At 67.5% G+C, this 23,910-nt stretch carries 22 protein-coding genes; 9 read left to right on the plus strand and 13 right to left on the minus strand.

The window, feature by feature from the left end:
* Window positions 1-69: 69 nt before the first annotated feature.
* Complete coding sequence (locus E5A74_RS14660; RefSeq protein WP_206365880.1) at window positions 70-450, plus strand: hypothetical protein; 381 nt, start codon at window positions 70-72, stop codon at window positions 448-450.
* Window positions 451-593: 143 nt separating this feature from the next.
* Here the strand turns inward: E5A74_RS14660 and E5A74_RS14665 are convergent, their stop codons facing one another.
* On the minus strand, window positions 594-1,994 hold the full coding sequence (locus E5A74_RS14665) for a glutamate ligase domain-containing protein (RefSeq protein WP_135986251.1): 1,401 nt from the start codon (window positions 1,992-1,994) through the stop codon (window positions 594-596).
* Window positions 1,995-2,032: 38 nt separating this feature from the next.
* Between E5A74_RS14665 and E5A74_RS14670 the strand changes: the two genes are divergently transcribed.
* A complete protein-coding gene (locus tag E5A74_RS14670) occupies window positions 2,033-2,851 on the plus strand; it encodes an LD-carboxypeptidase (protein ID WP_135986253.1) in 819 nt (272 codons plus the stop codon).
* Between the two features lie 137 nt (window positions 2,852-2,988).
* On the opposite strand, the gene E5A74_RS14675 is transcribed toward E5A74_RS14670, so the two are convergent.
* Entirely contained in the window at window positions 2,989-4,023 is a 1,035-nt protein-coding gene (locus E5A74_RS14675) for a family 43 glycosylhydrolase (RefSeq protein WP_206365881.1), read from the minus strand.
* A gap of 166 nt (window positions 4,024-4,189) precedes the next feature.
* On the opposite strand from E5A74_RS14675, the gene thrS reads away from it, so the two are divergent.
* Window positions 4,190-6,181, plus strand: coding sequence for a threonine--tRNA ligase (gene thrS / locus E5A74_RS14680; RefSeq protein ID WP_206365888.1), 1,992 nt, complete (start codon window positions 4,190-4,192; stop codon window positions 6,179-6,181).
* Between the two features lie 181 nt (window positions 6,182-6,362).
* Here thrS and E5A74_RS14685 read toward each other — a convergent pair whose 3' ends face one another.
* Window positions 6,363-7,178, minus strand: a complete 816-nt coding sequence (locus E5A74_RS14685; protein WP_135986257.1) for a TorF family putative porin — start codon at window positions 7,176-7,178, stop codon at window positions 6,363-6,365.
* 158 nt (window positions 7,179-7,336) lie between these two features.
* Here E5A74_RS14685 and E5A74_RS14690 point away from each other — a divergent pair, with 158 nt between their 5' ends.
* From E5A74_RS14690 to E5A74_RS14700, 3 genes are all read left to right on the plus strand, one after another.
* Window positions 7,337-7,789 (plus strand): acetyltransferase, encoded by a 453-nt coding sequence (locus tag E5A74_RS14690; RefSeq protein ID WP_135986260.1) that lies wholly within the window; start codon window positions 7,337-7,339, stop codon window positions 7,787-7,789.
* Between the two features lie 168 nt (window positions 7,790-7,957).
* Window positions 7,958-8,491: a translation initiation factor IF-3 gene (infC, locus tag E5A74_RS14695; protein WP_135986262.1), complete on the plus strand. Its 534-nt coding sequence runs from the start codon at window positions 7,958-7,960 to the stop codon at window positions 8,489-8,491.
* Window positions 8,488-9,354: a glycoside hydrolase family 16 protein gene (locus E5A74_RS14700; protein ID WP_135986264.1), complete on the plus strand. Its 867-nt coding sequence runs from the start codon at window positions 8,488-8,490 to the stop codon at window positions 9,352-9,354. The genes infC and E5A74_RS14700 overlap by 4 nt, the downstream gene beginning before the upstream one ends.
* 768 nt (window positions 9,355-10,122) lie before the next feature.
* Here E5A74_RS14700 and E5A74_RS14705 read toward each other — a convergent pair.
* Window positions 10,123-10,506 carry a VOC family protein gene (locus E5A74_RS14705; RefSeq protein ID WP_135986267.1) on the minus strand — a complete coding sequence of 128 codons (384 nt, stop codon included), beginning with the start codon at window positions 10,504-10,506 and terminating at the stop codon, window positions 10,123-10,125.
* Window positions 10,507-10,629: 123 nt separating this feature from the next.
* On the opposite strand from E5A74_RS14705, the gene E5A74_RS14710 reads away from it, so the two are divergent.
* The gene (locus tag E5A74_RS14710) at window positions 10,630-11,604 is read left to right on the plus strand and encodes a hypothetical protein (protein WP_135986269.1); all 975 of its coding nucleotides are present in this window, start codon (window positions 10,630-10,632) and stop codon (window positions 11,602-11,604) included.
* A 5-nt stretch (window positions 11,605-11,609) separates the two neighbouring features.
* Here E5A74_RS14710 and E5A74_RS14715 read toward each other — a convergent pair whose 3' ends face one another.
* The 7 genes from E5A74_RS14715 to E5A74_RS14745 all read right to left on the minus strand — a co-directional run bounded on the left by E5A74_RS14715 (window position 11,610) and on the right by E5A74_RS14745 (window position 18,903).
* Window positions 11,610-14,357, minus strand: a complete 2,748-nt coding sequence (locus tag E5A74_RS14715) for a [protein-PII] uridylyltransferase (protein WP_135986271.1) — start codon at window positions 14,355-14,357, stop codon at window positions 11,610-11,612.
* 71 nt (window positions 14,358-14,428) lie between these two features.
* Window positions 14,429-14,998, minus strand: a complete 570-nt coding sequence (locus E5A74_RS14720) for a hypothetical protein (RefSeq protein ID WP_135986273.1) — start codon at window positions 14,996-14,998, stop codon at window positions 14,429-14,431.
* A 107-nt stretch (window positions 14,999-15,105) separates the two neighbouring features.
* Window positions 15,106-15,918 carry a ferredoxin--NADP reductase gene (locus tag E5A74_RS14725; RefSeq protein ID WP_420822503.1) on the minus strand — a complete coding sequence of 271 codons (813 nt, stop codon included), beginning with the start codon at window positions 15,916-15,918 and terminating at the stop codon, window positions 15,106-15,108.
* Window positions 15,919-15,964: 46 nt separating this feature from the next.
* On the minus strand, window positions 15,965-16,363 hold the full coding sequence (locus E5A74_RS14730) for a hypothetical protein (protein WP_135986277.1): 399 nt from the start codon (window positions 16,361-16,363) through the stop codon (window positions 15,965-15,967).
* Window positions 16,364-16,591: 228 nt separating this feature from the next.
* Window positions 16,592-17,158, minus strand: a complete 567-nt coding sequence (grpE, locus tag E5A74_RS14735) for a nucleotide exchange factor GrpE (protein ID WP_276469527.1) — start codon at window positions 17,156-17,158, stop codon at window positions 16,592-16,594.
* Window positions 17,159-17,171: 13 nt separating this feature from the next.
* Complete coding sequence (hrcA, locus tag E5A74_RS14740) at window positions 17,172-18,215, minus strand: heat-inducible transcriptional repressor HrcA (RefSeq protein ID WP_135986279.1); 1,044 nt, start codon at window positions 18,213-18,215, stop codon at window positions 17,172-17,174.
* Between the two features lie 187 nt (window positions 18,216-18,402).
* Complete coding sequence (locus E5A74_RS14745) at window positions 18,403-18,903, minus strand: DUF6438 domain-containing protein (protein ID WP_135986281.1); 501 nt, start codon at window positions 18,901-18,903, stop codon at window positions 18,403-18,405.
* 87 nt (window positions 18,904-18,990) lie between these two features.
* Between E5A74_RS14745 and rph the strand changes: the two genes are divergently transcribed.
* Together rph and rdgB are read left to right on the plus strand one after the other, a co-directional pair.
* A complete protein-coding gene (gene rph / locus E5A74_RS14750) occupies window positions 18,991-19,701 on the plus strand; it encodes a ribonuclease PH (protein ID WP_135986283.1) in 711 nt (236 codons plus the stop codon).
* Complete coding sequence (rdgB, locus tag E5A74_RS14755; RefSeq protein WP_135986285.1) at window positions 19,698-20,342, plus strand: RdgB/HAM1 family non-canonical purine NTP pyrophosphatase; 645 nt, start codon at window positions 19,698-19,700, stop codon at window positions 20,340-20,342. Before rph ends, rdgB begins: the two co-directional genes overlap by 4 nt.
* A gap of 126 nt (window positions 20,343-20,468) precedes the next feature.
* Here the strand turns inward: rdgB and E5A74_RS14760 are convergent, their stop codons facing one another.
* Complete coding sequence (locus E5A74_RS14760) at window positions 20,469-23,183, minus strand: exo-rhamnogalacturonan lyase family protein (RefSeq protein ID WP_135986287.1); 2,715 nt, start codon at window positions 23,181-23,183, stop codon at window positions 20,469-20,471.
* A 14-nt stretch (window positions 23,184-23,197) separates the two neighbouring features.
* Window positions 23,198-23,896 (minus strand): DUF6250 domain-containing protein, encoded by a 699-nt coding sequence (locus tag E5A74_RS14765; protein WP_206365882.1) that lies wholly within the window; start codon window positions 23,894-23,896, stop codon window positions 23,198-23,200.
* Window positions 23,897-23,910 lie beyond the last annotated feature (14 nt).

The raw sequence follows: 23,910 nt of genomic DNA on the forward strand, positions 1-23,910 counted from the left end.
GTTACCGCCCTCGCCCTTCCGCGCGATAGGCCGGTAGCCGCGCCGGCGAACTGCGCCTAAGGCGCGACGATGAGTCCGATCGAACTCTATGGCCGGCTGATCGCCTGGGTGGGCGACGGCACCGGCGCTCCCGACACCGTGCTCCACATCCATGCCGGCATGGCGGTGCTGCTCTTCGTGCGCGTCGTCACCGGCCGATCACTGGCGACGCCGTGGCCGCTGCTCGCGGTCTATCTCGCCGAGTTCGTCAACGAAGTGCTCGATCGCATCAACCACGGGCAATGGATGCCCGATACGACGAGCGACGTGCTCAACACCGTGTTCTGGCCGACGGTGCTGTTCCTTGGATTGCGGATCCGGCGCGCGCGGATCGAGCATCCCTTGCCGGGCGCCGGGGCGGCACCGGTCGAGCAGCCCGGGCACGTAGCGGCCGCTGCCGAGCAGCGCTGAGCGGGATTTGTGGCCGGAAGGCCGTGCTTTCCGTAGTGACAGCTTCCGGCCACGCACTGGCTCGCGAAGAGGGATCCAAGCGAGCCGGGGTAACGTGTCACGGCCGAGGGCCTCGACGCAAGCCCCCTTTGACTGGCCGGTGCTCAGCGTCCGCGGAGTTGTTCGACCATCGTCTGGGCGAGCAGGCTGAGTGTGTCGTCTCGGGCGCCCATAACGACGATCCTGTCCCCCGGCCGCGCCTGCGCGACGAGATGCGCCGCCGCCGCATCGCGATCGGGAATATGGAGCGCCTGCGCGACGGTGGCGGCGATATCGGCGACGATATCGGCGCTGGTCACCTCGCGCGTGACGGTGCCGCCCTGGAACACCGGATCGGGCAGCACGAGCAGATCGTCACCGCGCAGCTTCGCCGCGAACATCGCGACAAGCTCGCTGCGCATCACCTTGAGCGGGCCATAGCCGTGCGGCTGGAACAGCAGCAGCAGCCGGCCGGGAAAAGCGTGCAGCGTGTCGAGCGTCGCCGCGATCTTGTCGGGATTGTGCCCGAAATCGTCGATCACCGCGATCTCGCCTGCCTCGCCGACCAGCTCGAAGCGCCGCCTGAGGCCGGTGAACCCCTGAATCGCCCGTGCCGCCTCGCCGAGATCGATCCCCGCCGCGGCCACGGCAGCGAGCGCAGCGAGCGCGTTCGAGACATTGTGCCGCCCCGGCACCTGCAGCGTGACCGGGATCGAAGCATGGTCCTTCCGGGCGAGCTCGAACGACACGCCGAAACGCTGCTCGATCAGATTGATCGCCGTGAGATCGGCGGGACGGTCGATCGCGAAGCTGGTCAGCCGCTCGGGCGGGACGGTCATCGCCAGCGCCGCGCCCTCGCCATTGTCGAGATTGACCACCGCATGCGCCGCCCTGGCGACAAAGGCGCCGAACAATTCGATCAGTTTCTCCATCGGCATGTGATCGAGGCTGACATTGTTGAGCACCGCGACCTTGGGCCAATAGAGCGCGATCGAGCCGTCGCTCTCGTCGACTTCGCTGACATAGGCATCGCCGGCGCCGGCCAGCGCGCTGGCGAAGGGCGCGTCGGGCGAGACGAAGTTCTTCATCACCGCGCCGTTCATCACCGTCGGATCGCGCCCGCAGACGTGGAGGATCCAGCCGATCATGCCCGTGACAGTCGATTTGCCGCTGGTCCCCGCCACGCCGATCGACTGCGGCGCCGCGTTGAACAGCTTCGCGTTGAGCTCGGCGCGAGTCATACGCTCGCTGCCCAGCTCGGCGGCGCGGACCATGTCGGGCACGCTCGCCTCGATCGCGGCGGAGGCCACCACGATCTGATCCGACGAGGTGATCCCGCTGCCGTCCTGCGGGAACAGCGCGACCCCGCGCCGCGCGAGATCGTCGAACTTGGCGGGGAGCCGGCCGGCGTCGAGGCTGCGGTCCGATCCCGCCACCGTCGCGCCCTGCCCCGCGAGGATCATCGCCAGCGGCATCATTCCCGATCCACCGATGCCGACGAAGAAGTAGGGTTTGCCATGCTGCATGGGCGGGCTATCGGCGGTTTGAAGCGAAGGGGCAAGGCATGCGCATCGGAGTCGTCGCACCAGCAAGACCGGTCACCCGCGAGAGCTCGCTGCGGATGGCAGCGTTCATGGCGCTGACCTATCCGGGGCACGACATCGTGTTCCATCCGCAATGCTATTTCGAGGCCGGGCATTTCGCCGGTACCGACGCGCAGCGCGCCGCGGCCTTTCTCGAGTTCGCCAATGATCCGGGCTTCGACGCGATCTGGTTCGCGCGCGGCGGCTATGGCTCGAACCGCATCCTCGACGCGGTGATGCCCCAGCTCAACGCCGCCGCGGCGCGCAAGACGTATCTCGGCTTCTCGGACATGGGGTTCCTGCTCGGTGCGCTCTATGCGCGGCGGATCGGCCACCCGGTCCATGCCTCGATGGCGAGCAGCATCGGCAAGAACGATACCGGCGAGGCGGCGGGCTGGGCTTTGGGCTGGCTGATCGACAAGGACCGCCGCGCGCTCGAGCCGAGCCTCGCCGACGGGCGCCCCGCCGCGGCATTCAACCTCGCGATCCTGACGACGATGATCGGCACGCCGTGGCTGCCCGATCTCACCGATCACGTGCTGATGATCGAGGAAGTCGACGAGCCGCTCTACCGGATCGATCGCATGCTCTTCCAGATGGCGCACGCCACTCAGCTCAAGGGCATCGCCGGGGTGCGGCTCGGCGCGGTGTCCGCGGTGGTCGACAACGGCAACGACTTTGGCGAGACGATCGAGCAGATCATCGTCCGCTGGTGCCGCGACATGAAGGTGCCCTATCTCGGCCGCGCCGAGATCGGCCATGTCGAATTGAACCGCGTCGTGCCGTTCGGGGTGGCCTGAAGAAAATCCTCCCTCGCGCAGCGGGGGAGGTGGCAGCGAAGCTGACGGAGGGGGCGCCTCCGCAAGCGGCGTATTCGCGGAGAGGCCCCTCCGTCGCCTTCGGCGCCACCTCCCCCGGTTCCCGGGGGAGGATTTGTTTAGCCCAGCACCCCGTTCGCCACCGGCACGCCGAAATCGGGCGTGCCGTCCTTGCGATACGCGATCGGCTGGACCCGGGCGTGGCGGTTATGATCGAACAACGGATCGCCCTTGATCTCGCGATAGTCGCGGCCGTGATAGACGAGCAGATCGCGACCCTTTTCGTCGACGACGAAGCTGTTATGGCCGGGCCCGAACACCTTGTTCGCCTCCGAGGTCGCGAATACCGGCGCCGGCGACTTCGACCATGCCTTCGGGTCCATGATGTCGGCATCTGCGTCGGCGGTGAGCATGCCCATGCAATAGCGCGCATCGGTGGCGCTTGCCGAGTAGGTAAGGAACAACCTGCCGTTCCGCGCGAGCAGCGCCGGCCCTTCGGCCACCTTGAACCCCTGCACTTCCCAGTCGAGCGTCGGCACGGTCAGCCGCGCGGGCGGTGCTGCGAGCGTCGTCGGCGTCTTGAGCGGCGCAAGGTAGAGGTTGCTGTTGGTCGCGATCCCCGGCTCGTGCTGCGCCCAGCAGATGTAGCGCACGCCCTTGTGCGCGAAGATCGTGCTGTCGAGCGTGAAGCTGTCCCACGGCGTCTCGAGCTGGCCGAGCAAGGTCCAGTCCGCGGTCAGCGGGTCCGCGCCCTCCGCCTGCAGCACATAGGTGCGGATGTGGAACTTGTCGTCGCCATCGCCGGCGGCGAAGTAGAAATGCCACTTGCCGTCGAAATGGTGGATCTCGGGCGCCCAGATATAGCCCGCCATCTTGCCGCTCGTCGGGCGGCGCCAGATCACCGTCTCGGGCGCGTCCCTCAGCCCGGCGATCGTCTTCGCGCGGCGCAGCACGATCCGGTCATATTCGGGGACCGAGGCGGTGAAGTAGAAATCGTCGCCGTGCCGCAGGATCTGCGGGTCGGCGCGCTGGAGCACGAGCGGGTTCTGGATCTTCGCCTCCTTCGCCTGCGCCGCACCGGGAAGCCCGGCACCGATCGCGAGCGCCGCGCCGCCCACGATCAGCTCGCGGCGGTTGATGATGTGGTTCAGCATGGCTTGCCTCAACCCGATACGCGCGTTCGAGGCAAGTCCAATCATCAGACTATTCGTCGAGTCTCGCCGAGAAACATGGCCGCCGACGTGCACCTTGCCTATATCGCGCCTGCGCGGGCATAAGCCGCGCTCCCAAACCTTTGTTGAAAGAGCTCCCGTGTCCGAGATGTTCCGCATTACGCTGCCCGACGGTTCCGTCCGCGAGGTAGCTCCGGGGACTACCCCGGCGGACATCGCCGCGGCGATCGGTCCGGGCCTTGCCAAGGCGGCGCTCGCCGCACGCGTCGACGGCGAGCTGCGCGATATCGGCCGGCCGTTCGAAGGCGATTCGCACCTCGCTTTGGTCACCGCGAAGAACGAGGCCGATGCGCTCGAGCTCGTCCGCCACGATTATGCGCATATCCTCGCCGAGGCAGTGCAGAATCTGTTCCCCGGCACCCAGATCACCTTCGGCCCCGCCACTGACGACGGCTTCTATTACGACTTCGCGCCGAAGGACCGTCCCTTCACCGAGGAGGACCTGCCGGCGATCGAGGCCGAGATGCGCAAGATCATCGGCAAGGACGAGCCGCTGATCCGCGAGGTCTGGTCGCGCCAGCAACTCATCGAGCGCTGGCAGAAGCAGGGCGAGACCTTCAAGGCCGAATGGGCGCAGGAGCTTCCCGAAGGCGAGGAGCTGACCGTCTATCGCGCCGGCAAGGGCGAGGACGCGTGGCTCGACATGTGCCGCGGGCCGCATCTCGCCTCGACCGGCAAGGTCGATCCCAACGCGTTCAAGCTCACCCGCGTGTCGGGCGCCTATTGGCGCGGCGACCAGAAGAACGCGATGCTGAGCCGCATCTACGGCACCGGCTGGCTCAACAAGAAGCAGCTCGACGAGCATCTGATGCGGCTCGAGGAGGCGGCGAAGCGCGATCATCGCAAGCTCGGCGCGGAGATGGACCTGTTCCACCTCCAGCAGGAAGCGCATGGCTCGGTGTTCTGGCATCCGCAGGGCTTCACCATCTGGCGCCAGCTCGAGGCCTATATGCGCCGCGCGATCGACGCCGCGGGCTATCAGGAAGTGAAGACGCCGCAGGTGATGGACGCGCGCCAATGGGAGCAGTCCGGCCATTGGGGCAAATATCGCGAGAACATGTTCGTCATCCCCGACGAGGTGCCCAATATCGAGGATGAGGGCCCGATCGTCTCCGATGCCGCCGAATGGATGGCATTGAAGCCGATGAACTGCCCCGCGCACATCCTGATCTTCAAGCAGGGGATCAAGTCGTATCGCGACCTGCCGCTGCGCCTCTACGAGAATGGCTGCTGCCACCGCAACGAGCCGCATGGCGCGCTGCACGGCCTCATGCGCGTCCGCCAGTTCACCCAGGACGATGCGCACATCTTCTGCCGCGAGGACCAGATCGTCGACGAGGTCCAGGCGTTCTGCCGCCTCGCCGACCGCATCTACAAGGACTTCGGGTTCAAATACGCGATCAAGCTGGCACTGCGTCCCGACAACCGCTTCGGCACCGAAGAGATGTGGGACCAGGCCGAGGCCGAGCTGCGCGACGCCGTGGTCCGCGCCGGCATGGCTACGGAAGAATATGGCTGGGAAGAGCTGCCCGGCGAAGGCGCCTTCTATGCGCCCAAGCTCGAATGGCATCTGACCGACGCGATCGGGCGGACGTGGCAGGTCGGCACGATCCAGTCCGACCGGGTGCTCCCCGAGCGGCTCGACGCGTCGTACGTCGGCGAGGATGGCGAGCGCCACCGCCCGGTGATGCTCCACCGCGCGGTCTTCGGCTCGTACGAGCGCTTCATCGGCATCCTGATCGAGCATTTCGCCGGCAAGCTGCCGGTGTGGCTGGCGCCGACCCAGGCGGTGGTCGCGACGATCGTCTCGGACGCCGACGATTACGCGAAGGAAGTGGCGAAGAAGCTCGCCGCGGCGGGCATCCGGGTCGAGACCGACCTGCGCAACGAGAAGATCAACTATAAGGTGCGCGAGCATTCGGTGGCGAAGGTCCCTCACCTGCTCGTCGTCGGCAAGCGCGAGGCCGATGAAGGCACCGTGGCGCTGCGCGTGCTGGGCAGCCAGGGCCAGCAGATGCTGAGCCTCGACGAGGTGGTGGCGAAGCTGGCCGAGGAGGCGACCGCGCCCGATTTGCGGTAACCTGTACTTCCCTCTCCCGTCGGGAGAGGGTTGCGCAGACTTAGGTCTCGCCTGGCGAGGCCTTAGTCGGAGCTGGGTGAGGGGATCGCGCTATAGATGGCACGACACCCTCACCTGGCTACGCTAAGGCAGCAAGCTGCCAAGCTTCGCTACCTCTCCCGCAGGGAGAGGAAAGACAGCTTCAGAACGCCGCGCTTACCGAGAACACCACCTGGCTTCCGGCGATGCTCGACCCGTCCTTGGTCGACGAGAAATTGGGCAGCAGATAGGCCGATTCGGCTTCGCTGATGTCGGTGTCGGTATAGGCGACGCCGAGAGTCAGCGGCGTGCCGGGGATCGCCACATCGGCACCGAGCAGCCAGTCGAGATACTCGCCGGTCGGCGACAGGCTGGTGCCATTGGGTCCGAGGCCCGGATTGCCGTTCGAATAGCCGATATGGCCCTTGAGCGTCACCGGCGTGCCCTTCACCCCTGCCGAGACGTCGCCCCAGAGATAGAGATTGTCCTCGGATTGGCCGTTGCTCTCGGGGGTGTTGGAGAAATTGCCGAGCGCTTCCTGCTTGGGGGCATAGGCGATTCCGAGCAGGCCGCTGAGCGGGCCGAGCGAGCCCGACAGCTTGACATAGGGTTCGGCGAAGTCGGTGTTCTGGAAGCCGCCCGGATACATGTACCAGGTCAGGCCGACGTCGAGCGCCGCGCCGTCGCCGAGCTGGAACTTGTAGCCCGCATAGAGATCGAGCTCCATATTGGCCCCGCCGAACGTGCCCCAGCCGGCGAGGTTCGACGCCCAGGTACCGGCATAGAGGCCGCTCTCATGGCTGACGGTGAGGCCGCCCTGGACCGCCATTTCCTTGTCGGTCTGCGAGACGCCGCGGAAGCGATAGTCGGAGACGAGCGCGACGCTGCCGGTGACGGTGACGGCTTTGGGCGGCTCTTCCTGCGCGAGGGCCGGGGTGGCCGAGCCGAGCAGCATGGCAAGCGCGAGACGTGTTTTCATTGGGACTCCCCCTCTTGTTTTGGGTGGTGGTCCCCTGCGGACTGGCGCGGGCCGGCCTCGTTGCGGACAGGCTCCGGCTCCAGCGCCATCCGAGGTATCGGAAGAAACGCGGCGCGTGTGTAAGGAAGTGTTGCTGCGGTGCACCAGGAGGGATCGCCATGACCATCCGCGAGGGACGACCCGATGACGTGCCCCGCGCGCTCGCGATCTGGCGCGCCGCAGTCGACGCCACGCACGGCTTCCTGACGCCCGCGGATCGCGCCGAGATCGACGACATGGTGGCGCAGGACTTCCTGCCGCACGTCGCGCTCTGGCTCGCGGTCGACGGAGACGATCGGGCGCAGGGCTTCCTCGTCATGGATGGCGAGATGATCGACGCGTTGTTCGTCGATCCCGCGGTGCACGGCCGCGGCATCGGCACGGCGCTGCTGAACCATGCGCTGTCGCTCGCCCCCAACGCCGTTGTCGACGCGAGCGAGCAGGCGACCAACGCCCTGCCCTTCTACGAGGCCCGCGGCTTCGTGCGCACCGGCCGCTCGCCCAACGACCCGCAGGGACGGCCCTATCCGATCGTCCATTTGCGCCATGCAGGCCGTCCCGATCGGGGTTAGCGCTTGCGCAAATGCCGCGCGCACCCGATATCGGCGTTACGTCCGCGCCACAGTGCGCGGTATTTTCGGCAGGAGTGCGCGGGGCGGGCTACCGTATCGCGCGTTCCTGCGTTATCTACGCCGCCACGAATGTACGCAACAACAGGAGCAGTCCTTATACGTCCTCCCATGTCACGGCGCCCTCTGGCACCTCCGCCGATGAACGGCCCGCGCTTCAATGAATTCATTCAATCGCCCAAGGTTCGGGTGATCGATCAGGATGGCGAGAATCTCGGCGTGATGTACACGCGCGAGGCGATGGAGCAGGCGCGCGAGGTCGGGCTCGACCTTGTCGAGGTGTCGCCCAACGCCGATCCGCCCGTCGCCAAGTTCCTCGACGTCGGCAAGTTCAAGTACGAGGCGCAGAAAAAGGCCAACCAGGCCCGGAAGACCCAGAAGACGCAGGAGATCAAGGAGATCAAGATGCGTCCGAACATCGACGATCATGATTATGATACGAAGATGAAGGCGATCCACAAGTTCATCGGCGAGGGCGACAAGGTGAAGATCACCCTGCGCTTCCGCGGACGCGAGCTCTCGCACGGCCAGCTCGGCATGAACCTGCTCAAGCGGGTGCAGGAAGATACGGCGGAAATCGCCAAGATCGAAAGCTATCCGCGCATGGAAGGTCGCCAGATGCTGATGGTGATCTCGCCCAAATGAGGCCGATGCGAGGGCTGCTGTGCGCGGCCCTCGCGGCCCTTCCGACGGTCGCCGCCGCGCAGACCGTCCACTCCCCGCCCATCACCGCCGGCACCGACGAGAAGCTCGTCCGCCCGGCCGGCTATGTGCAGGTCTGGGCCGACGAGTTCGACCGCCCCGGCCTGCCCGACCCGAAGAAATGGGCATATGACACCGGCCGCAACAAGGAAGGCTGGTACAATGACGAGAAGCAATATTACGCCGCCGACCGGCCCGAGAACGCCCGGATCGAGAATGGCCGGCTGATCCTGACGGCGCGCAAGGAGCGGCTTTCGGACAGGCCCGATTTCGGCGGGCAGGACTATGCCTCGGGCAAGCTCGTCACCCGCGGCCTCGCCGACTGGACCTATGGCTATGTCGAGGTCCGCGCGAAGCTCGCCTGCGGGCGCGGGATCTGGCCGGCGATCTGGATGCTCGCCTCGGACGGCAAGAGCGGCTGGCCGGCGATGGGCGAGATCGACATCATGGAGCATGTCGGCTGGGACCAGGGCCGGGTGCACGGCACCGTCCACAGCAAGGCGTACAACCATGTCGCCAAGACCCAGAAGGGCGCCAATGTCATGGTCCCCGACGCCTGCACCGCGTTCCACGACTATCAGCTCGACTGGAACGAGGACCGCATCCTGATCGGCATCGACGGCGATGCCTTCATGCGCTTCGACAACGACCATAAGGGCGATCCCGCGACCTGGCCCTTCGCCAGCCCGCAATATCTGATCCTCAACGTCGCGGTGGGCGGCTGGGGCGGCCAGAAGGGCATCGACCCGGCGGCCTTCCCGGCGAGCATGGAAGTCGACTACGTCCGGATCTGGCAGAAGCGCTAGCGCGCCGCGGGCGTAGGAAAGTCGCGCGCCCGGTTTGTAGGGATTCGCCGAGCTAGAGTCGCAAGAGTCGCGATAGAACGACTCTCGCGTTGCGCGGGTAGGAAATGTTGTTGCGCGCGGCTGTTGGAAATCTCGACGGTGTCAAAGAGCGCCGCCCGGCAGCGCCGGACCGGCGCGCAGGCCAGCAGGCGAAAGCCTACATTGCAAGACCGTCGACACCACACCCCGACGCCGCGGAGCTCAATGCCGGCGACCGGGCCCCGAGCAATACGCGGGTATGACGGCTGAATGGCGGCAATCGGGTGGGAAGCTGCCGTTGCTATCCAGCGGGGCTCATGCTAGCCTACCCGCGTGTTCACGAGGCTGATCTTGATAAGTGGATTATCGCTGATGTCAGCCGATCAAATGAAAGATCCCTACGCAGTAGCAGAGCTAGCTATTTCGAATGTCGCAAGCTGCCCGGAAGCTAAAGCAGACTTGGCGTACGCGAGGCTTACGCAGCGCTGGACTAACGCGAAGGAGCTTGCCCTTCGAAACGGTCATGGACCACGACTGCAAGAACTAGACCGCCGCATTCACACGTTTCGCTCGGAAGCCTTTTTCGCGCAGTGCTGGGGCGGCTTCAGCGCGGCACGCGAGAGAGCTGAGCAAGCTGTCTCAGCCTTCGAGAGTGACGCGTCTAGGCGCATCTGAAGGCCTTACAGATCGGCAGCTAATGGGGCGAAAGCCGCCATCGGGCCATCGGAGGGTATGCCGCCGCCCGCCCCTTCACCCCGCCGGCGGTTCCCACAATTCGATCGGGTTGCCCTCCGGATCGTGGATGCGGGCGAACCGCCCGGTCTCGGGCGTGTCCCATTCGTCCTTGGTGGTGATCGCGATGCCGAGCGCGTTCAATTGCTCGAGCAGCCCGTCGAGATCGCGGACGCGCAGATTGAGCATGAAGCTCTTGTCCGCCGCGAAATAGTCGGTGGTCGCCTTGAACGGCGCGAACACCACCGGCCCCGGCTCGGGATACCAGAACCAGTCGCTCGACTGGCCATTCTCGTCCTTGCCGCAGCCGCCGCCGACGCCGAGCGTGTCGCGATACCATGTCGCCAGCCCTTCGGGGTCCTGCGCACGAAAGAAAAAGCCGCCGATTCCGATCACGGGCATGCCAGACTCCAGCAATTTCCTCGAGGATATATCGATATCGGAGGCAATGCCGCAATTCTTTCTGGACAGCGCGGCGGCCCGCGCGCAGCATAAATCGATCAGCGACTTGGGGGAGTCGTTACCATGACGTCGGAAGCACAAGGCGCGTCACCGGAAGCCAAGGAATATAGACAGATTGTCGATCCGCCGAACAACATCGAGAAGATGGGAAAATTCGTCGCGCTGGTCAGCGCGATTATCGGCGTCACCATTTCCGGAAACAATTTCCTGATTTCCCGCGCGAAGGATTCGAGCGATCGCTACACGGCATTTCGCACCGCAGTTTCGAGCGAAGAGAAATCATGGAAGGATCTGTACGACGAGTATCTGAAGACCTTCGAGAAGGAGCAGCTCGAGAACGAGACGCTCCGCCAGAAGAAGCTGTTCGCGCTGCAGGCGATCGCGGCGCGCGACATCGCCAGCTTCCGCGAGTTCGACATCGATGACCGCGAACGCGAGGCCGCGATCCGGCGCGTGTCGCTCACCCGCACCGCGCTGCTCAATGCGCTGAGCGACAACCGCACCAGCGACCCGGCGACCGCCGACGCGCTGCGCCGGCGCACCTTCGCCGCCGAACAGTCGCTCGCCGCCAAGGCGGCCCCGCCGCCGGCCGCCGCGGCATCGCCGACCGGCACGGCACTGGCCGCCCTGCCCGCGATCGAGACGCTGTCGCGCGACACGCCCAAGGGCTGGGCGATCGACGTGTTCTGGTGCGAGGACGGCGGGCAGACCAGCTACACCACCGCGCACACGCTCGGCACGGCGTTCGCTTCGTTCGCCAATGCCGGCCGCCCGCTGGCGCCGGGCGTGTCGCTGGGCCGCGTGCAGGTCCAGCGGGCGGACGCCCGGATGTGGCAAACCATCGGCATCGCCCGGGGGCGCTATGTCGTGCGCGACAACGGCGCCGGCGAGGAACAGGCGGCGGAGGCCGTGCTCAACCTGATCAACGATCCGGCGAGCGACAGCCCGCGCTTCTCGCGCGGGCTGAGCACCGGCAAGCCCACGCCCTGGTATCTCAGCGTGTGGATCTGCCCGCCGGCGGGCGCCGTCACAGCCTAGGCCGCCTAGGCCGCCTGGGCGATGTCCTGCCCCGCCGCCGCCTCGAGCAGGCGGCGCTCGATCGTCTTCAATCGCGCCGCGCTCTCGATCTTGTCCCCGATCAGATCGGTCAGATAGAAAGTGTCGACCGCGCGCTCGCCATAGGTGGCGACATGCGCCGAATGGATCGTCACCTTCGACTGGAACAGCGCGAAGGCGAGATGGCAGAGCAGGGCCGGCCGGTCGCGCGCGTTGATCTCGATCACGGTGAAGCGGTTCGACGCCTTGTTGTCGATCAGCACATTGGGCTCGATCGGGAAGGCGTCGGCGCGCAGCCGCGGCAGCGGGCGGGTCTTGAGCCGCTCCTGCAGCTTCGAGCGATTGGCGAGCGCATCGGCGATGCTCGCCTTGATCCGGTTGAGCCGCGCCTCCTCGTCGAACGGCCGGCCGAGCGGATCCTGGACGAGGAAATTATCGAGCGCCATGCCGTCGCGCGTGGTGTGGATGCGCGCGTCGATGATGTTGCCGCCGGCGACGTGGATCGCCCCGGCGATGCGATAGAACAGCCCGGGATGGTCGGCGGCATAGACCGTCACCAGCGTCGCGCCGCGATCGGGATAGACCTGCGCCGCGATCGACAGCTGCGCGCCGCCCGCCGCATCGATCTGGCGGGCATTGCGCTCGAGCACGTCGATCGGCTCGGCGATCCAATAGGGTTCGGTGAGCTTGCGCTTGAGCGCGGCCATCCGCTCGTCGGTCCAGCCGAGGATCTCGGCCAGCGCCGCCTGCTTGGCCGCGACCCGCTCGCTCCGGCCCTTTTGCTTGTGGCCGAGCCGCAGCACCTCCTCGGCCGAATCGAACAAATTGGTGAGCAGCTGGCGCTTCCAGCTGTTCCACACGCCGGGGCCGACCGCGCGGATGTCGACGATCGTCAGGATCAGCAGCATGCGCAGCCGCTCGGGGCTCTGCACCTGCTCGGCGAAATCGAGGATCGTCTTGAAATCGCTGAGGTCGCGCTTGAAGGCCGTCGCCGCCATCAGCAGATGCCAGCGCACCAGCCACGCGACGGTCTCGGTCTCGGCCGGCGAGAGGCCGAGGCGCGGGCAGAGCCGCTCGGCGACTTCGGCGCCGAGGATCGAATGATCGCCGCCGCGGCCCTTGGCGATGTCGTGGAGCAGCACCGCGACGAACAGCGCGCGGCGCTGCGCGACCTGCTCGAAGATGCCGGTGGCGAGCGGATGATCCTCCTGCAGCTCGCCCTTCTCGATCGCGTTGAGCAGCCCGATCGCGCGGATCGAATGCTCGTCGACCGTGTAATGATGGTACATGTCGAACTGCATCTGCGCAACGACGCGGCCGAAATCGGGAACGAAGCGGCCGAACACCCCCGCCTCGTTCATCCAGCGCAGCACCATCTCGGGGGTGCGGGGCGAAGTGAGCACGTCGAGGAACAGCGCATTGGCGCGCGGATCCTCGCGGACGTCGTCGACCAGCCGCGCGTCGCGGGCGGCGGCGCGCATCGCGCTGGGGTGAATCTCGAGCCCGTGCAGATCGGCGAGCTGGAAGATCTCGAGCAGGCGGACCGGATCCTCCTGGAAGAAATTATCGCGCGGCAGCGCGAGCCGGCCGCGCTCGAGCATGAAGCCGTGAAGCTTGCGCGGCGTCTTGAACATCCGCGGCAGCCCGAAGCGCGTGCCGCGCGCGGCGAACTTCTCGTCGAGATGCGCGAGGAACACGCCGGTAAGGTCGCCCACCACCTTCGCCTGAAGGAAGTAGAAGTGCATGAAGCGCTCGACCTTCGATTTGCCCGGCCGATCGGCATAGCGCATCCGGCTGGCGATCTCGGTCTGGACGTCGAAGGTCAGCCGGTCCTCGGCGCGGCCGGTGAGCAGATGGAGCTGGCAGCGCACCGCCCAGAGGAAATTCTCGGCGCGGCGGAACTGGCGATATTCCTGCGCGGTGAGCAGCCCGACCTCGACCAGCTCGGCGGGCTCGCGGACATTGTAGGCATATTTGCCGATCCAGAAGAGCGTGTGGAGATCGCGCAAGCCCCCCTTGCCTTCCTTGACGTTGGGCTCGACGACATAGCGGCTGTCGCCCATGCGCTTGTGCCGCGCCTCGCGCTCGGCGAGCTTCTCGGTGATGAAGGCGCGCGCGGTATCGGCCTGGACCTCGGCCTTGAAGCGGCGCGCGGCCTCGTCATAGAGCCCGGTATCGCCCCAGACATAGCGCGATTCGAGCAAGGCGGTGCGCACGGTGACGTCGGCACGCGACTGGCGGATCATCTCGTCGAGCGAGCGCGACGAATGCCCGACCTTCAGCTGCATGTCCCACAGCGAATAGAGCATCGATTCGATGACCTGCTCGCACCAGCCCGCGACCTTCCACGGGGTGAGAAAGGCGATGTCGATATCCGAATGCGGCGCCATCTCGCCGCGGCCATAGCCGCCGACCGCGATCAGGGTCAGCCGCTCGGCGGCGCTGGGATTGTGGTTGGGATGGAGCCGCTGGGTGGTGAAGTCCCACAGCAGCCGGAGCAGCTGATCGGTGAGGAAGGCGCCCGCCGCCGCCATTTCGTGCCCGCGCGAGGGATGCTCGTTCAGCCGCCGCGCGATCTCGGCCTGGCCGGCGTCGAGCGCGGCCTTGAGCTCGACCGTGGCGGCGCGGCGCAGCGCGGCGGGATCGGCCGCCTCCAGCGCCGCCAGCCGCTCGGCGACGGCGCGCCGATCGATCAGGGCGCGACGGTGCGGGACGGAATCGAAGCGCGAGGACATGGTGGGGAGATAGGGCGGAATCCCGCCTTCGTCACCCGCCCAGGCCGCGATTCTCGCAGCGGGCGGCCGACTTACCCGCCAAGCCTGCCGACGATCTTGCCCGAGGGATCGGCGATGTCGCCCGGCTTCATGTTCGAGGGGCAATCGCCGACGCGCACCGTCTTGACGCCGGCATAGGGCGGCAGCTTGTCGCCGGCACCGGTGCTGCCCCCCTCGATGTTGAGGATCCCGTTGAGCACATTGTCCTTGAACGACATGTTGCCGCCGACCTTGGTCGGCCTCGGCTTGCTGCACTGCATCTCGAAGCTCACGCCGAACATGCTCAGCTCGTTCTGCATGGTCAGCTTGCAGTCGCCGACGAGGCCGCGGCCTTCGTTGATCGGGATGAACTGCGCGCGCGTCGCATCGCCGACGCAGATGCGCTCGACGATGGGCGGCAGGTCCGACATCGGCGTCACCTTGCGCTCCCACAACCCGGCGGCGAGCTTGAAATAGCCGCCCGCGGGCACGGGGATCACTTCGCCGGCCGGATCGGCATCGGCGCCGGCGGCGGGCTGGTCCGGCTGATCGGGCTTTTGCTCCGACGATCCGCATGCCGACAGGACGAGCGCGGCGACGAGGGCAGGCACAGCAAATTTCACGACGACTTCTCCGCAGACAGGCCCGCCTTATGGGCCGTCCCGGTCGCGCAGGGCACCCGCGCCGGTCGCGTGCTGGTCCATGCCGGTCGCATAATGCGACCGCGCGCTCAGCCGACGAAAGCGCGCTCGAGCACGAAGGTGCCGGGCTTGGCGTTCGAGCCCTCGTCGAAGCCGTGGCGTTCGAGCATCGCGGCGAAATCGCGGATCATCTCGTTGCTGCCGCACAGCATCACCCGGTCGGTCTCCGGATTGAGCGCGCGCTCGCCCGAGACCGGCGGCTGGAACAGCCAGCCATTCTCGATCAGCTCGCCGATCCGGCCGCTGGTGCGGAACGGCTCGCGGGTGACCGTGGGGATATAGTGGAACTGGAGCAGCGCCTGATCGGCGACGAGCGGATCGCCGGCGAGCTGCGCGGTGAGCTCGTCATGATAAGCGAGATCGCTCACCCGGCGAGTCGAATGGACGATCACCACCTGGCTGAACGCGTCGTAGATGTCGGGATCGCGCGCGATGCTGAGGAACGGCGCGAGCCCGGTGCCGGTCGACAGCATGAACAGCCGCTTGCCGGGCAGCAGCGCGTCCGAGACGAGCGTGCCGGTCGGCTTCTTGCTGAGATAGAGCTGGTCGCCTTGGCGGATCGACTGGAGCCGCGAGGTCAGCGGACCATCGGGGACCTTGATCGAGAGGAATTCGAGCTCGTCCGACCAGGTCGGGCTGGCGATCGAATAGGCACGCATCAGCGGCTTGCCGCCCTCGCCCTCGAGCCCGAGCATCACGAACTCGCCCGAGCGGAAGCGGAAGCTGGCGGGGCGCTCGATCGCGAAGCTGAACAGATGCTCGTTCCAATGCCGCACCCAGCGCACCTCGCAGGTCTGGAAGGCGGCATGCTCGGGAAGCAGCTGCGGCGGACGGGCGTGCATATTCATGAAGAGAGACAGTTCCTAAGTCGTGACATGGATGCGTCGCTCAGGCCGCAAGGGCCTGGGCGATGCGCGTGGCGGCGAACCGGAGCGTGCGCTGTGCCTCGGGCTTCACCAGCGCTTCGACGATATTCTGAACCACGATTTCCTGCCCTTTAGCGGCCGCGGCGTGAAGCGCCAGCAACAATGCCTCGTCATCGCCCAAGCTGAGACATCCCACCGCGCGGAACTGGAGCTCGCCGACGCCCTCGCGATCGAGCAGCATCATCGCGATGTTGAAATCGGGCAGCATGGTGCCGAGCCGCCGCGCCGCGAGCGCCGGCCCCAATGCCGCGCAGGGACAGCGCCCGCCACGCATCGCCGCCACCCATTGCCGCATCGCCCAGACGAGCAGCGCGTCGCCCGGCGCGAGGTCCGACACCGATCGATCGAGATACTGATACACATCACCCCCGCTGAGGCCGGCCCGAAACCGATTCCACCTCTAGCGTTTACTGCGAATGATTTGCAATAGCGTATGTGCTGTTGCCCTCTCCCCTTGTGGGAGAGGGAGGGAGCCGATGAAATCGGCGGAAGGGTGAGGGGGAGTGTGTCTTGACTGACGTCCCCCTCATCCTTCCCACGCCTTCGGCGCGGGCCCCTTCCTTCTCCCACAAGGGGAGAAGGAGTTTACTCAATCCGGCTTCTTCGCCACGCCGACCAGCGCCGGCCGGAGCAGCCGATCCTTGATCATATAGCCGGTCTGGATCTCCTGCAGCACGGTGCCGGGCTCGGCCTCGGCCGAGGGCATCTCCATCATCGCCTGGTGGCGATTGGGATCGAGCGCCTCGCCGATCGCGCTGATCTTCGAGATGCCGTGACGGCCGAACACCGATTCGAGCTCGCGCCCGGTCGCCTCGAGCCCGGTGACGAGGCCCTTGAGCTTCTCGTCGTCGCGCAGCTCGGCAGGGATCGCGGCGAGCGCGCGGCTGAGATTGTCGGCGACCGACAGGATGTCGCGCGCGAAATTGGTCGCCGCATAGGCGCGCGCGTCCTGCGCTTCCTTCTCGGCGCGGCGGCGGACATTCTGCGTCTCGGCCTGCGCGTACATCACCGCGGCCTGCGCCTCGGCAAGCTGCGCCGCCAGCTCGGCGACGCGATCATGCTCGGCCACCTCGGGCGCGCCCGCGGCGGTTTCCTCGCGAAGGCTGGTTTCGGTATCGTCGAGCTCTGCGCTCATCTTCTCATTCTCGTTCGACATGATTTCCTGTTCGTCAGGCTAGTAACCGGGCCAATGTGGCCGCCGTGAAATCCACCATGGGCACGACACGCGCATAGTTCAACCGCGTGGGGCCGATGACTCCCACCACGCCGACCACGCGGCCGTCGAGCGCGCGCACCGGCTTGGCGATCACCGACGACCCCGACAACGCGAAGAGCTTGTTCTCCGATCCGATGAAAATGCGCGTCGCCTCGCCTTCGCGCGCGCTGTCGAGCAACCGGGCAATCTCTTCCTTGCCCTCGAGCTCGTCGAGCAGCTGGCTGACGCGATCGAGGTCCTCGGTGGCGGCGGTATCGATCAGCCGCGCCTGGCCGCGCACGATCAGCACCGGGCGGCGGCCGCCATCCTCGCTCCACACCGCGAGCCCGCGCTCGACGAGGGCGGCGGCGGCGCTGTCGAGCGCGGCACGCTGCTGGCGCAGATCGCGCTCGATCCGCGCGCGCGCTTCGGCGAGCGTCAGCCCGGCGAGCGTCGCGCTCATGTAATTGGCCGCCTGCTGGAGCGCGATCGGATCGACGCCGCCGGGCAGCTCGACGACGCGGTTCTCGACCGAGCCGTCCTCGCCGACCAGCACCGCGAGCGCGCGATCATGGCTCAGCGGCACGAAGCCGAACTGGCGCAGCACCGGCTCGGCCTTGGGCACGAGCACCAGCCCGGCGCAGGACGAGAGGCCGGACAGCGCCGCGGTGGTGTTGGCGAGCGCATCCTCGATCGGGCCCGACTGGCCGGCGCGCGCCTCGATCGCGGCGCGCTCCTCGGCCGAGGGCGCGCTTGCCTGCATCATTCCGTCGACGAACAGGCGCAGCCCGGTCTCGGTCGGCATGCGCCCGGCGCTGGTGTGCGGCGCGGCGAGCAGCCCCGCCTCCTCGAGATCCTGCATGACGTTGCGGATCGAGGCGGGCGAGAGATTGAGCGCCGAGATCTTCGAGATCGTGCGCGAGCCCACCGGCGCGCCGCTGTCGAGATAGGATTCGACGACGATCCGGAACACGTCGCGGGCGCGATCGGTGAGCTCGAGGATCGGGGGCGTGGTCATGCGGTCCTATGTAGCGAAGGCGGCGGCGGGCTCAACCGCGCTTCCCTAATCCTCCCTCGCGCAGCGGGGGAGGTGGCACGCGCAGCGTGACGGAGGGGTCCCCTCCATAAACGCGTCGCCCGCGGCCAAGCCCCCTCCGTCACGCTGCGCGTGCCACCTCCCCCGCTGCGCGAGGGAGGATTTTAGACTAGGGCCGATCGCCGATCAGATCGTGCAGCGGCAGCAGCTCGACCGCGCCGCCGAGCGCTTCGGCGAGCGCGCGGTTGTCGCGGCCGCAGCCGAGATAGAAATACAGCCCCTGGCTATCGCCGATCGCGCGGGTCCAGCGGACGTCGATGCTCGGCATGTCGGTCGGCGCGTTGGGGCAATTGGGGGTGCCGTGCGAGTAGCGCACCTCGCCGCTCGCCGGCCGGTACGGCGCGAGTCGCGCGGCGAAGGCGTCATATTGGGCGCGCGTCAGCGTGAAATCACGCGTGCCGGTCACCGCTGTGAAGCGCTTGCCCTCGAAAACACCGGTGCCGTCGGGGCGCACGGTGACGGCATAGACCGGGCAGGCGCCGAAGCAGGGCCCGGTCTCGTAGCTAATCGAATCGCCTTCGATCGGCATCGGCCCGGCGGGCGCGCGCCCGTGCGGGATGCACCCCGCCAGCGCCAGCCCCGCGATCGCTACCCCCAATATCCGTTGCATCACGCCCTCCACCGATCCTGCGCCGACACTGGCGCGTTCGCCATTCACCGTCTACTTGGCCCGACCGACTTTTCAGGAGAATGAACCATGCGTCCATCCGGCCGCGCGCCCGACGAGATGCGCACGATCACCATCGAGCCCAATTTCACGCGCCACGCGGAAGGATCGGTGCTGATCGGCTTCGGCGACACGCGCGTGCTGGTGACCGCGAGCATCGAGGAGCGGATCCCGCCCTGGCTGCGCGGCAAGGGCGAGGGCTGGGTCACTGCTGAATACGGCATGCTCCCCCGCGCGACGCATACCCGCGGCCAGCGCGAGGCGGCCAAGGGCAAGCAATCGGGCCGCACGCAGGAAATCCAGCGGCTGATCGGCCGTTCGCTCCGCGCGGTCACCGATCTCAAGCTGCTCGGCGAGCGCCAGATCACGCTCGACTGCGACGTGCTCCAGGCCGATGGCGGCACGCGGACCGCGGCAATCTCGGGCGCGTGGGTGGCGCTGCGCATCGCGACCAACAAGCTGCTCGCCGCAGGGCTGCTCGAGAAGGACCCGATCCTGACGCAGGTCGCGGCGGTCTCGTGCGGCATCTATCAGGGCAATCCGGTGCTCGATCTCGACTATGACGAGGACAGCGCGGCGGACGCCGATGCCAATTTCGTGCTGCTTGCCGACGGCAAGATCGCCGAGGCGCAGGCGACCGCCGAAGGCGCCTGTTACGACGAGGAAGGGCTGCTCCGTCTGCTCCGCCTCGCGCGGATCGGGTGCAACCAGATCTTCGCCGCGCAGTTGAAGGCGCTATGAGCGATCCTGACGAAGGAATCGGGGGCGACACCCCACAGGCGATCCGCAAGCTGCAGCCCGGCAGGCTGGTGATCGCCAGCCACAATCCGGGCAAGGTACGCGAGATCAGGGCGCTGCTCGGGCCTTACGGCATCGAGCCGGTGTCGGCGGCCGAGCTCGACCTGCCCGAGCCCGACGAGACGGGGACGACCTTCGTCGCCAATGCCGAGCTGAAGGCGCTGCAGGCGGCGGACCTGTCCGGCCTGCCGGCGCTGGCCGACGACAGCGGGTTGTGCGTCGAGGCGCTGGGCGGTGATCCCGGGATATTCTCGGCGCGCTGGGCAGGCGAGACCAAGGATTTCGGCGTCGCGATGCGGCGCGTCGAGGACAAGCTCGCCGCGCTGCCGCCCGAGACCGGCCGCGACGCGCATTTCGTCTGCGCGCTCGCATTGGCCTGGCCCGACGGCCATGTCGAATGGTTCGAGGGCCGCGCCGACGGCGTGCTGACCTGGCCGCCGCGTGGGGAGCACGGCTTCGGCTATGATCCGGTGTTCGTGCCCAACGGCCACGACGTCACCTATGGCGAGATGGATCCGGCGGAGAAGCACGCGATGAGCCACCGCGCGGATGCCTTCCGGCAGTTGGTGGCGGCAGTTTTCTAAACGCCCACACCGTCACCCCGGCCTTGTGCCGGGGTCCACCACGCGGATGGGTGCAAAGCTTGAGCCTCTACCCCTTCGATTGCGGCACCGTGGACCCCGGCACAAGGCCGGGGTGACGGTTATGCCTCACGGCCGGTAGCTCGGCCCCGCTTCCGGATTCGCCTGGTCCGTCCGCGGCGCGCGCGTGGGGATCGGCACCGTGTCGAGCGCTTCGGGCACCAGCGCCAGCGTCTGGATCGCCGCGAGCCCCCATTGCGCCGATCCGTTGGTCGACACGCCCGGCCATTCGATCACCCCGCCGGGCAGCTTCACCCGCGGATCGCCCTTGACCATGCGCATGCCCGCCTCGCCCGAATAGAATTCCTCCGCCGCGCGCCGGGCGAGCGCCGCATCGCCGGTCTGTTTCGCCACATAGGCAGTGAGCCGCGAATGCCCCTGCTTCAGGTTGCGCCCGCCATAGGGCTTGTCGAACTTCGCCGCCCAGGCCTCGCGCGGGGCATTGTACCAGCGGCAATAGTCGAACCACGCATCGCGGAAGCGCGGCACGTCGATCAGCTGGATCAGCTCGGCCTGGATCTCGACCGCGCCGAAAACCGCATTGAGGTGCGAGACGCCGATATTGTCGCGGATCAGGAAGCGCCCGGTCTCGAGGTCATAGGGCGCGCCGCCGGTCAGCCAGCCATTGGGCATGCGGCCGATGCTGTCCATCCCCGCGACGAGGCGATCGCGCCACTTCCTGTCGCCGGTGCGCTCCCATTCGGTGAGCCACGCGCCCGCGCACACCGCCCAGGTGGTGCCGAACGACATCTGGATCACGCCTTCGGGCAGATCCTCCTTCGGCGCGCCGGTCTTCCGGCCGATCTCGACATGGGCGAGCGTCTGCTCCGAATCGGACAGCGCGCGCATCAGATCGCCGACGCGCTCGTCGGCGGTGAGATAATAGAAGATCCGGCGATAGGCGGCGTTGCTGACGCGCGGCTGCTTCGAGCTGTCGCTCCAGTGCTGCACGCCGTGGCGCGTGCCGAGCCCGGCGAAGCGGCCGATATGATAGACGTCGACTTCGCCGGTGTGGCGGGTCATCGCCTCGGCGAGCCGCCACGTCCTCGCGTCGCCCGAGCGCAGCGCCGCATACCATAGCCAGAGATCGGTCGAGAGCTCGCTATTGTCCCATGCGAAGCCGCCGATATCGTATTTCCATTGATGCCGGTCGCTGTCGTAGCTGTGCATCACGTCGCCATGATCCCAGAAGCCGTACCAGCTGCGGCGATCGACCTCGCCGGCGTAGAAATCGATCAGATTGGCGAGCTGGTCCTCGATCAGCGCACGCTGCGGAGTCGAGCGATCGGGCAGGTTCCAGTCGCCGAACACCCCCGCGGCGTGGAGATGCGCGGGCTCGGCCATCAGCTGGGGCGGCGTCGCCGCGGCGCGGGCGAGCGCCTGCAGCTTCGGCGTGTCGGGCGTCGCGTCGAACGCCCAGAGCATCAGCTCGCTGGTGCGGGCGATCCCTTTTGGATCGTCCCAACCTGGCTCGTAATCCTCATAGGTGATATCGAGGCCTTCGTTCTGCGCGTCGAACCCCTCCATGCCCATCGTGCCGTGATACGGGCGGAGATCCATCGGTTTGGCGTCGGGCGACCACAGCCAGGCGGTGAGGCTGGCGGTGTCCGACGCGGCGCTCCGGATATCGAGCTGGGTCGGGTGGCGCTGCCAGAAATAGCGCGCGGCGATCGCCGCCCCGCCCTGCGGCGTGCCGACATAGCCGAAGCCGGGGGCGCGGCGGCCTTCGTCGGCATCGATCCACGCATGGCCTTCGCCGGTGCGCTTGGTCAGCGTGAAGCCGTTGGCATTGAGCTGGGCGAGGCTGAAATCGTTCCACGCCGGAATCCGCTCGAGCAGCTTGCCGACCGGATCGCGCATCTCTGCGGGCACCGCGCGCCCGGCGATCTGCGCCTCGCGCACTGCCTTGCCGGGATCGCGGCGAAGGCCGGTGAGCGGGCGGACCGCCTCGACGAACATCGCGTCGTCGGCGGTGGCGAGGCGGATGTGGCGATCGTGGAGCGCCCCCCGCATCGGCACGTCGGTGGCGATGCCGAGCGCGGAGATGTGATCGGTCGGCTCGATATCGAGGATGAAGCTGTGCACGATGCGCAGCGCGTCCGCGCCGGCATAGGCATAGAGCCGCACCACGAAGGGCAGGACGGAACGCCCGCCGCCGAGATGATGCCCCTCGAGCCGCACGACGGCGCGAACCGGCCCTTTCTGCTCGATCACGGCGCGTTCGATCGTGCCGGTGAGCGCGACGCGCTCGCCCTCGGGGGAGCCGGCGCGGATCTCGCCGAGCAACCGGGTGTTGGCGAGCAAGGTCCGCGCGCCGTTTTTCGCCGAGCGGATCGCGGCGGGGCCGCTCGTGGCGATCTCCCATTCGAGCGCGCCCGAGCGGATCAGGATCGCGTCGGCGATCTCGCGCACCGATACCGGCGCGGCGGGCAGCACCGGGCGACCGGCCGATACGGTCAGCCGGTCGCCACGCGTATCGGCGGGGACGGCATGCGCGGTCCATTTGATCGAGCCGTCGGGCCAATAGGCCGTCGGCCAGCTCTGCGACGGCACCGCGCCGTCCGGGCCGCGCACGGTGAGCGTCTGCCCCTTGGGCAACGCGCCTTTGGGCCAGGCGACGCCGAAGGTCTGGCCGGTGTGGCGCTCGGGCGCGGCGCCGTCGATCCAGCGGACCGGGGCCTCGACTGCCTCGCCGCGCCGCGGCTGCGCCAGCGCGGGCGCGGCGCCTGCGACCGCCGCAGACAGAAACGTGGATTGCATCATCGTCCGTCGCGTCAGGCGCATGTCTCTCTCCCCGCTTATGGTTTTCCGATGCGCAGATTGCGGATGCGCAAATGGCTCTTGGTGGTGCGCAGCGCGAACCAGCCTTTCCGATAGGGTTGGGCGTCGTCGAGCGCGAAGATCTGACGCCCGTCGCGCTCGACCGCGATGTGCCGCGCGTCGGCGATCAGCCGGACATGCGTCCAGCGATTGGGCACGAGCAGGTTCGCCGCGTCCGCCAGATCATGCTCGGGAAGCAGCGGCCGGTTGCCCGGCTGGCCGACATAGCGGCGGAAGCGCGTGGTGGTGTTCCGGTTGCCGCCGATGCCGACATAATAGGTGGTGAGATCGTCATAGTCCGCGAAGGCGCCCGAGCGCTTCCTGGCGAACACCGATCCGCCGCGCGCCTGCGGATCGCGCGCCATCCAGAAGGCATTGAGATCGCTGACCTGATCATTGGCGCCGCCTTCGGACACCGCGAGCGCGTCGAATTCGATCGCCACCGGCCCGCGCAGTTCGCGCGTGTACCAGAGCGACAGCCCCGCCGGCGTCTCGATGTCGATCGTGTCGCCGAAGCTGACCCGCGCCGCCTGCTCGGCCTCGATCCGCCAATCGGCGGCGGCGGGTCGGGGCGCCGTCGGCCGCGGCGCGGGCGCGCAGCCGGCGGCGAGCAGCCCGAGGGCGAGCGCCGCGCGGCGCAGCGCCCCGGCGCCGTTATGCCCGGCCGGCTTCATCATGCGCCGAGCGGTGA

Origin of the sequence: Sphingomonas naasensis (assembly GCF_004792695.1) — a bacterium.
GTDB lineage: Bacteria > Pseudomonadota > Alphaproteobacteria > Sphingomonadales > Sphingomonadaceae > Sphingomonas > Sphingomonas naasensis.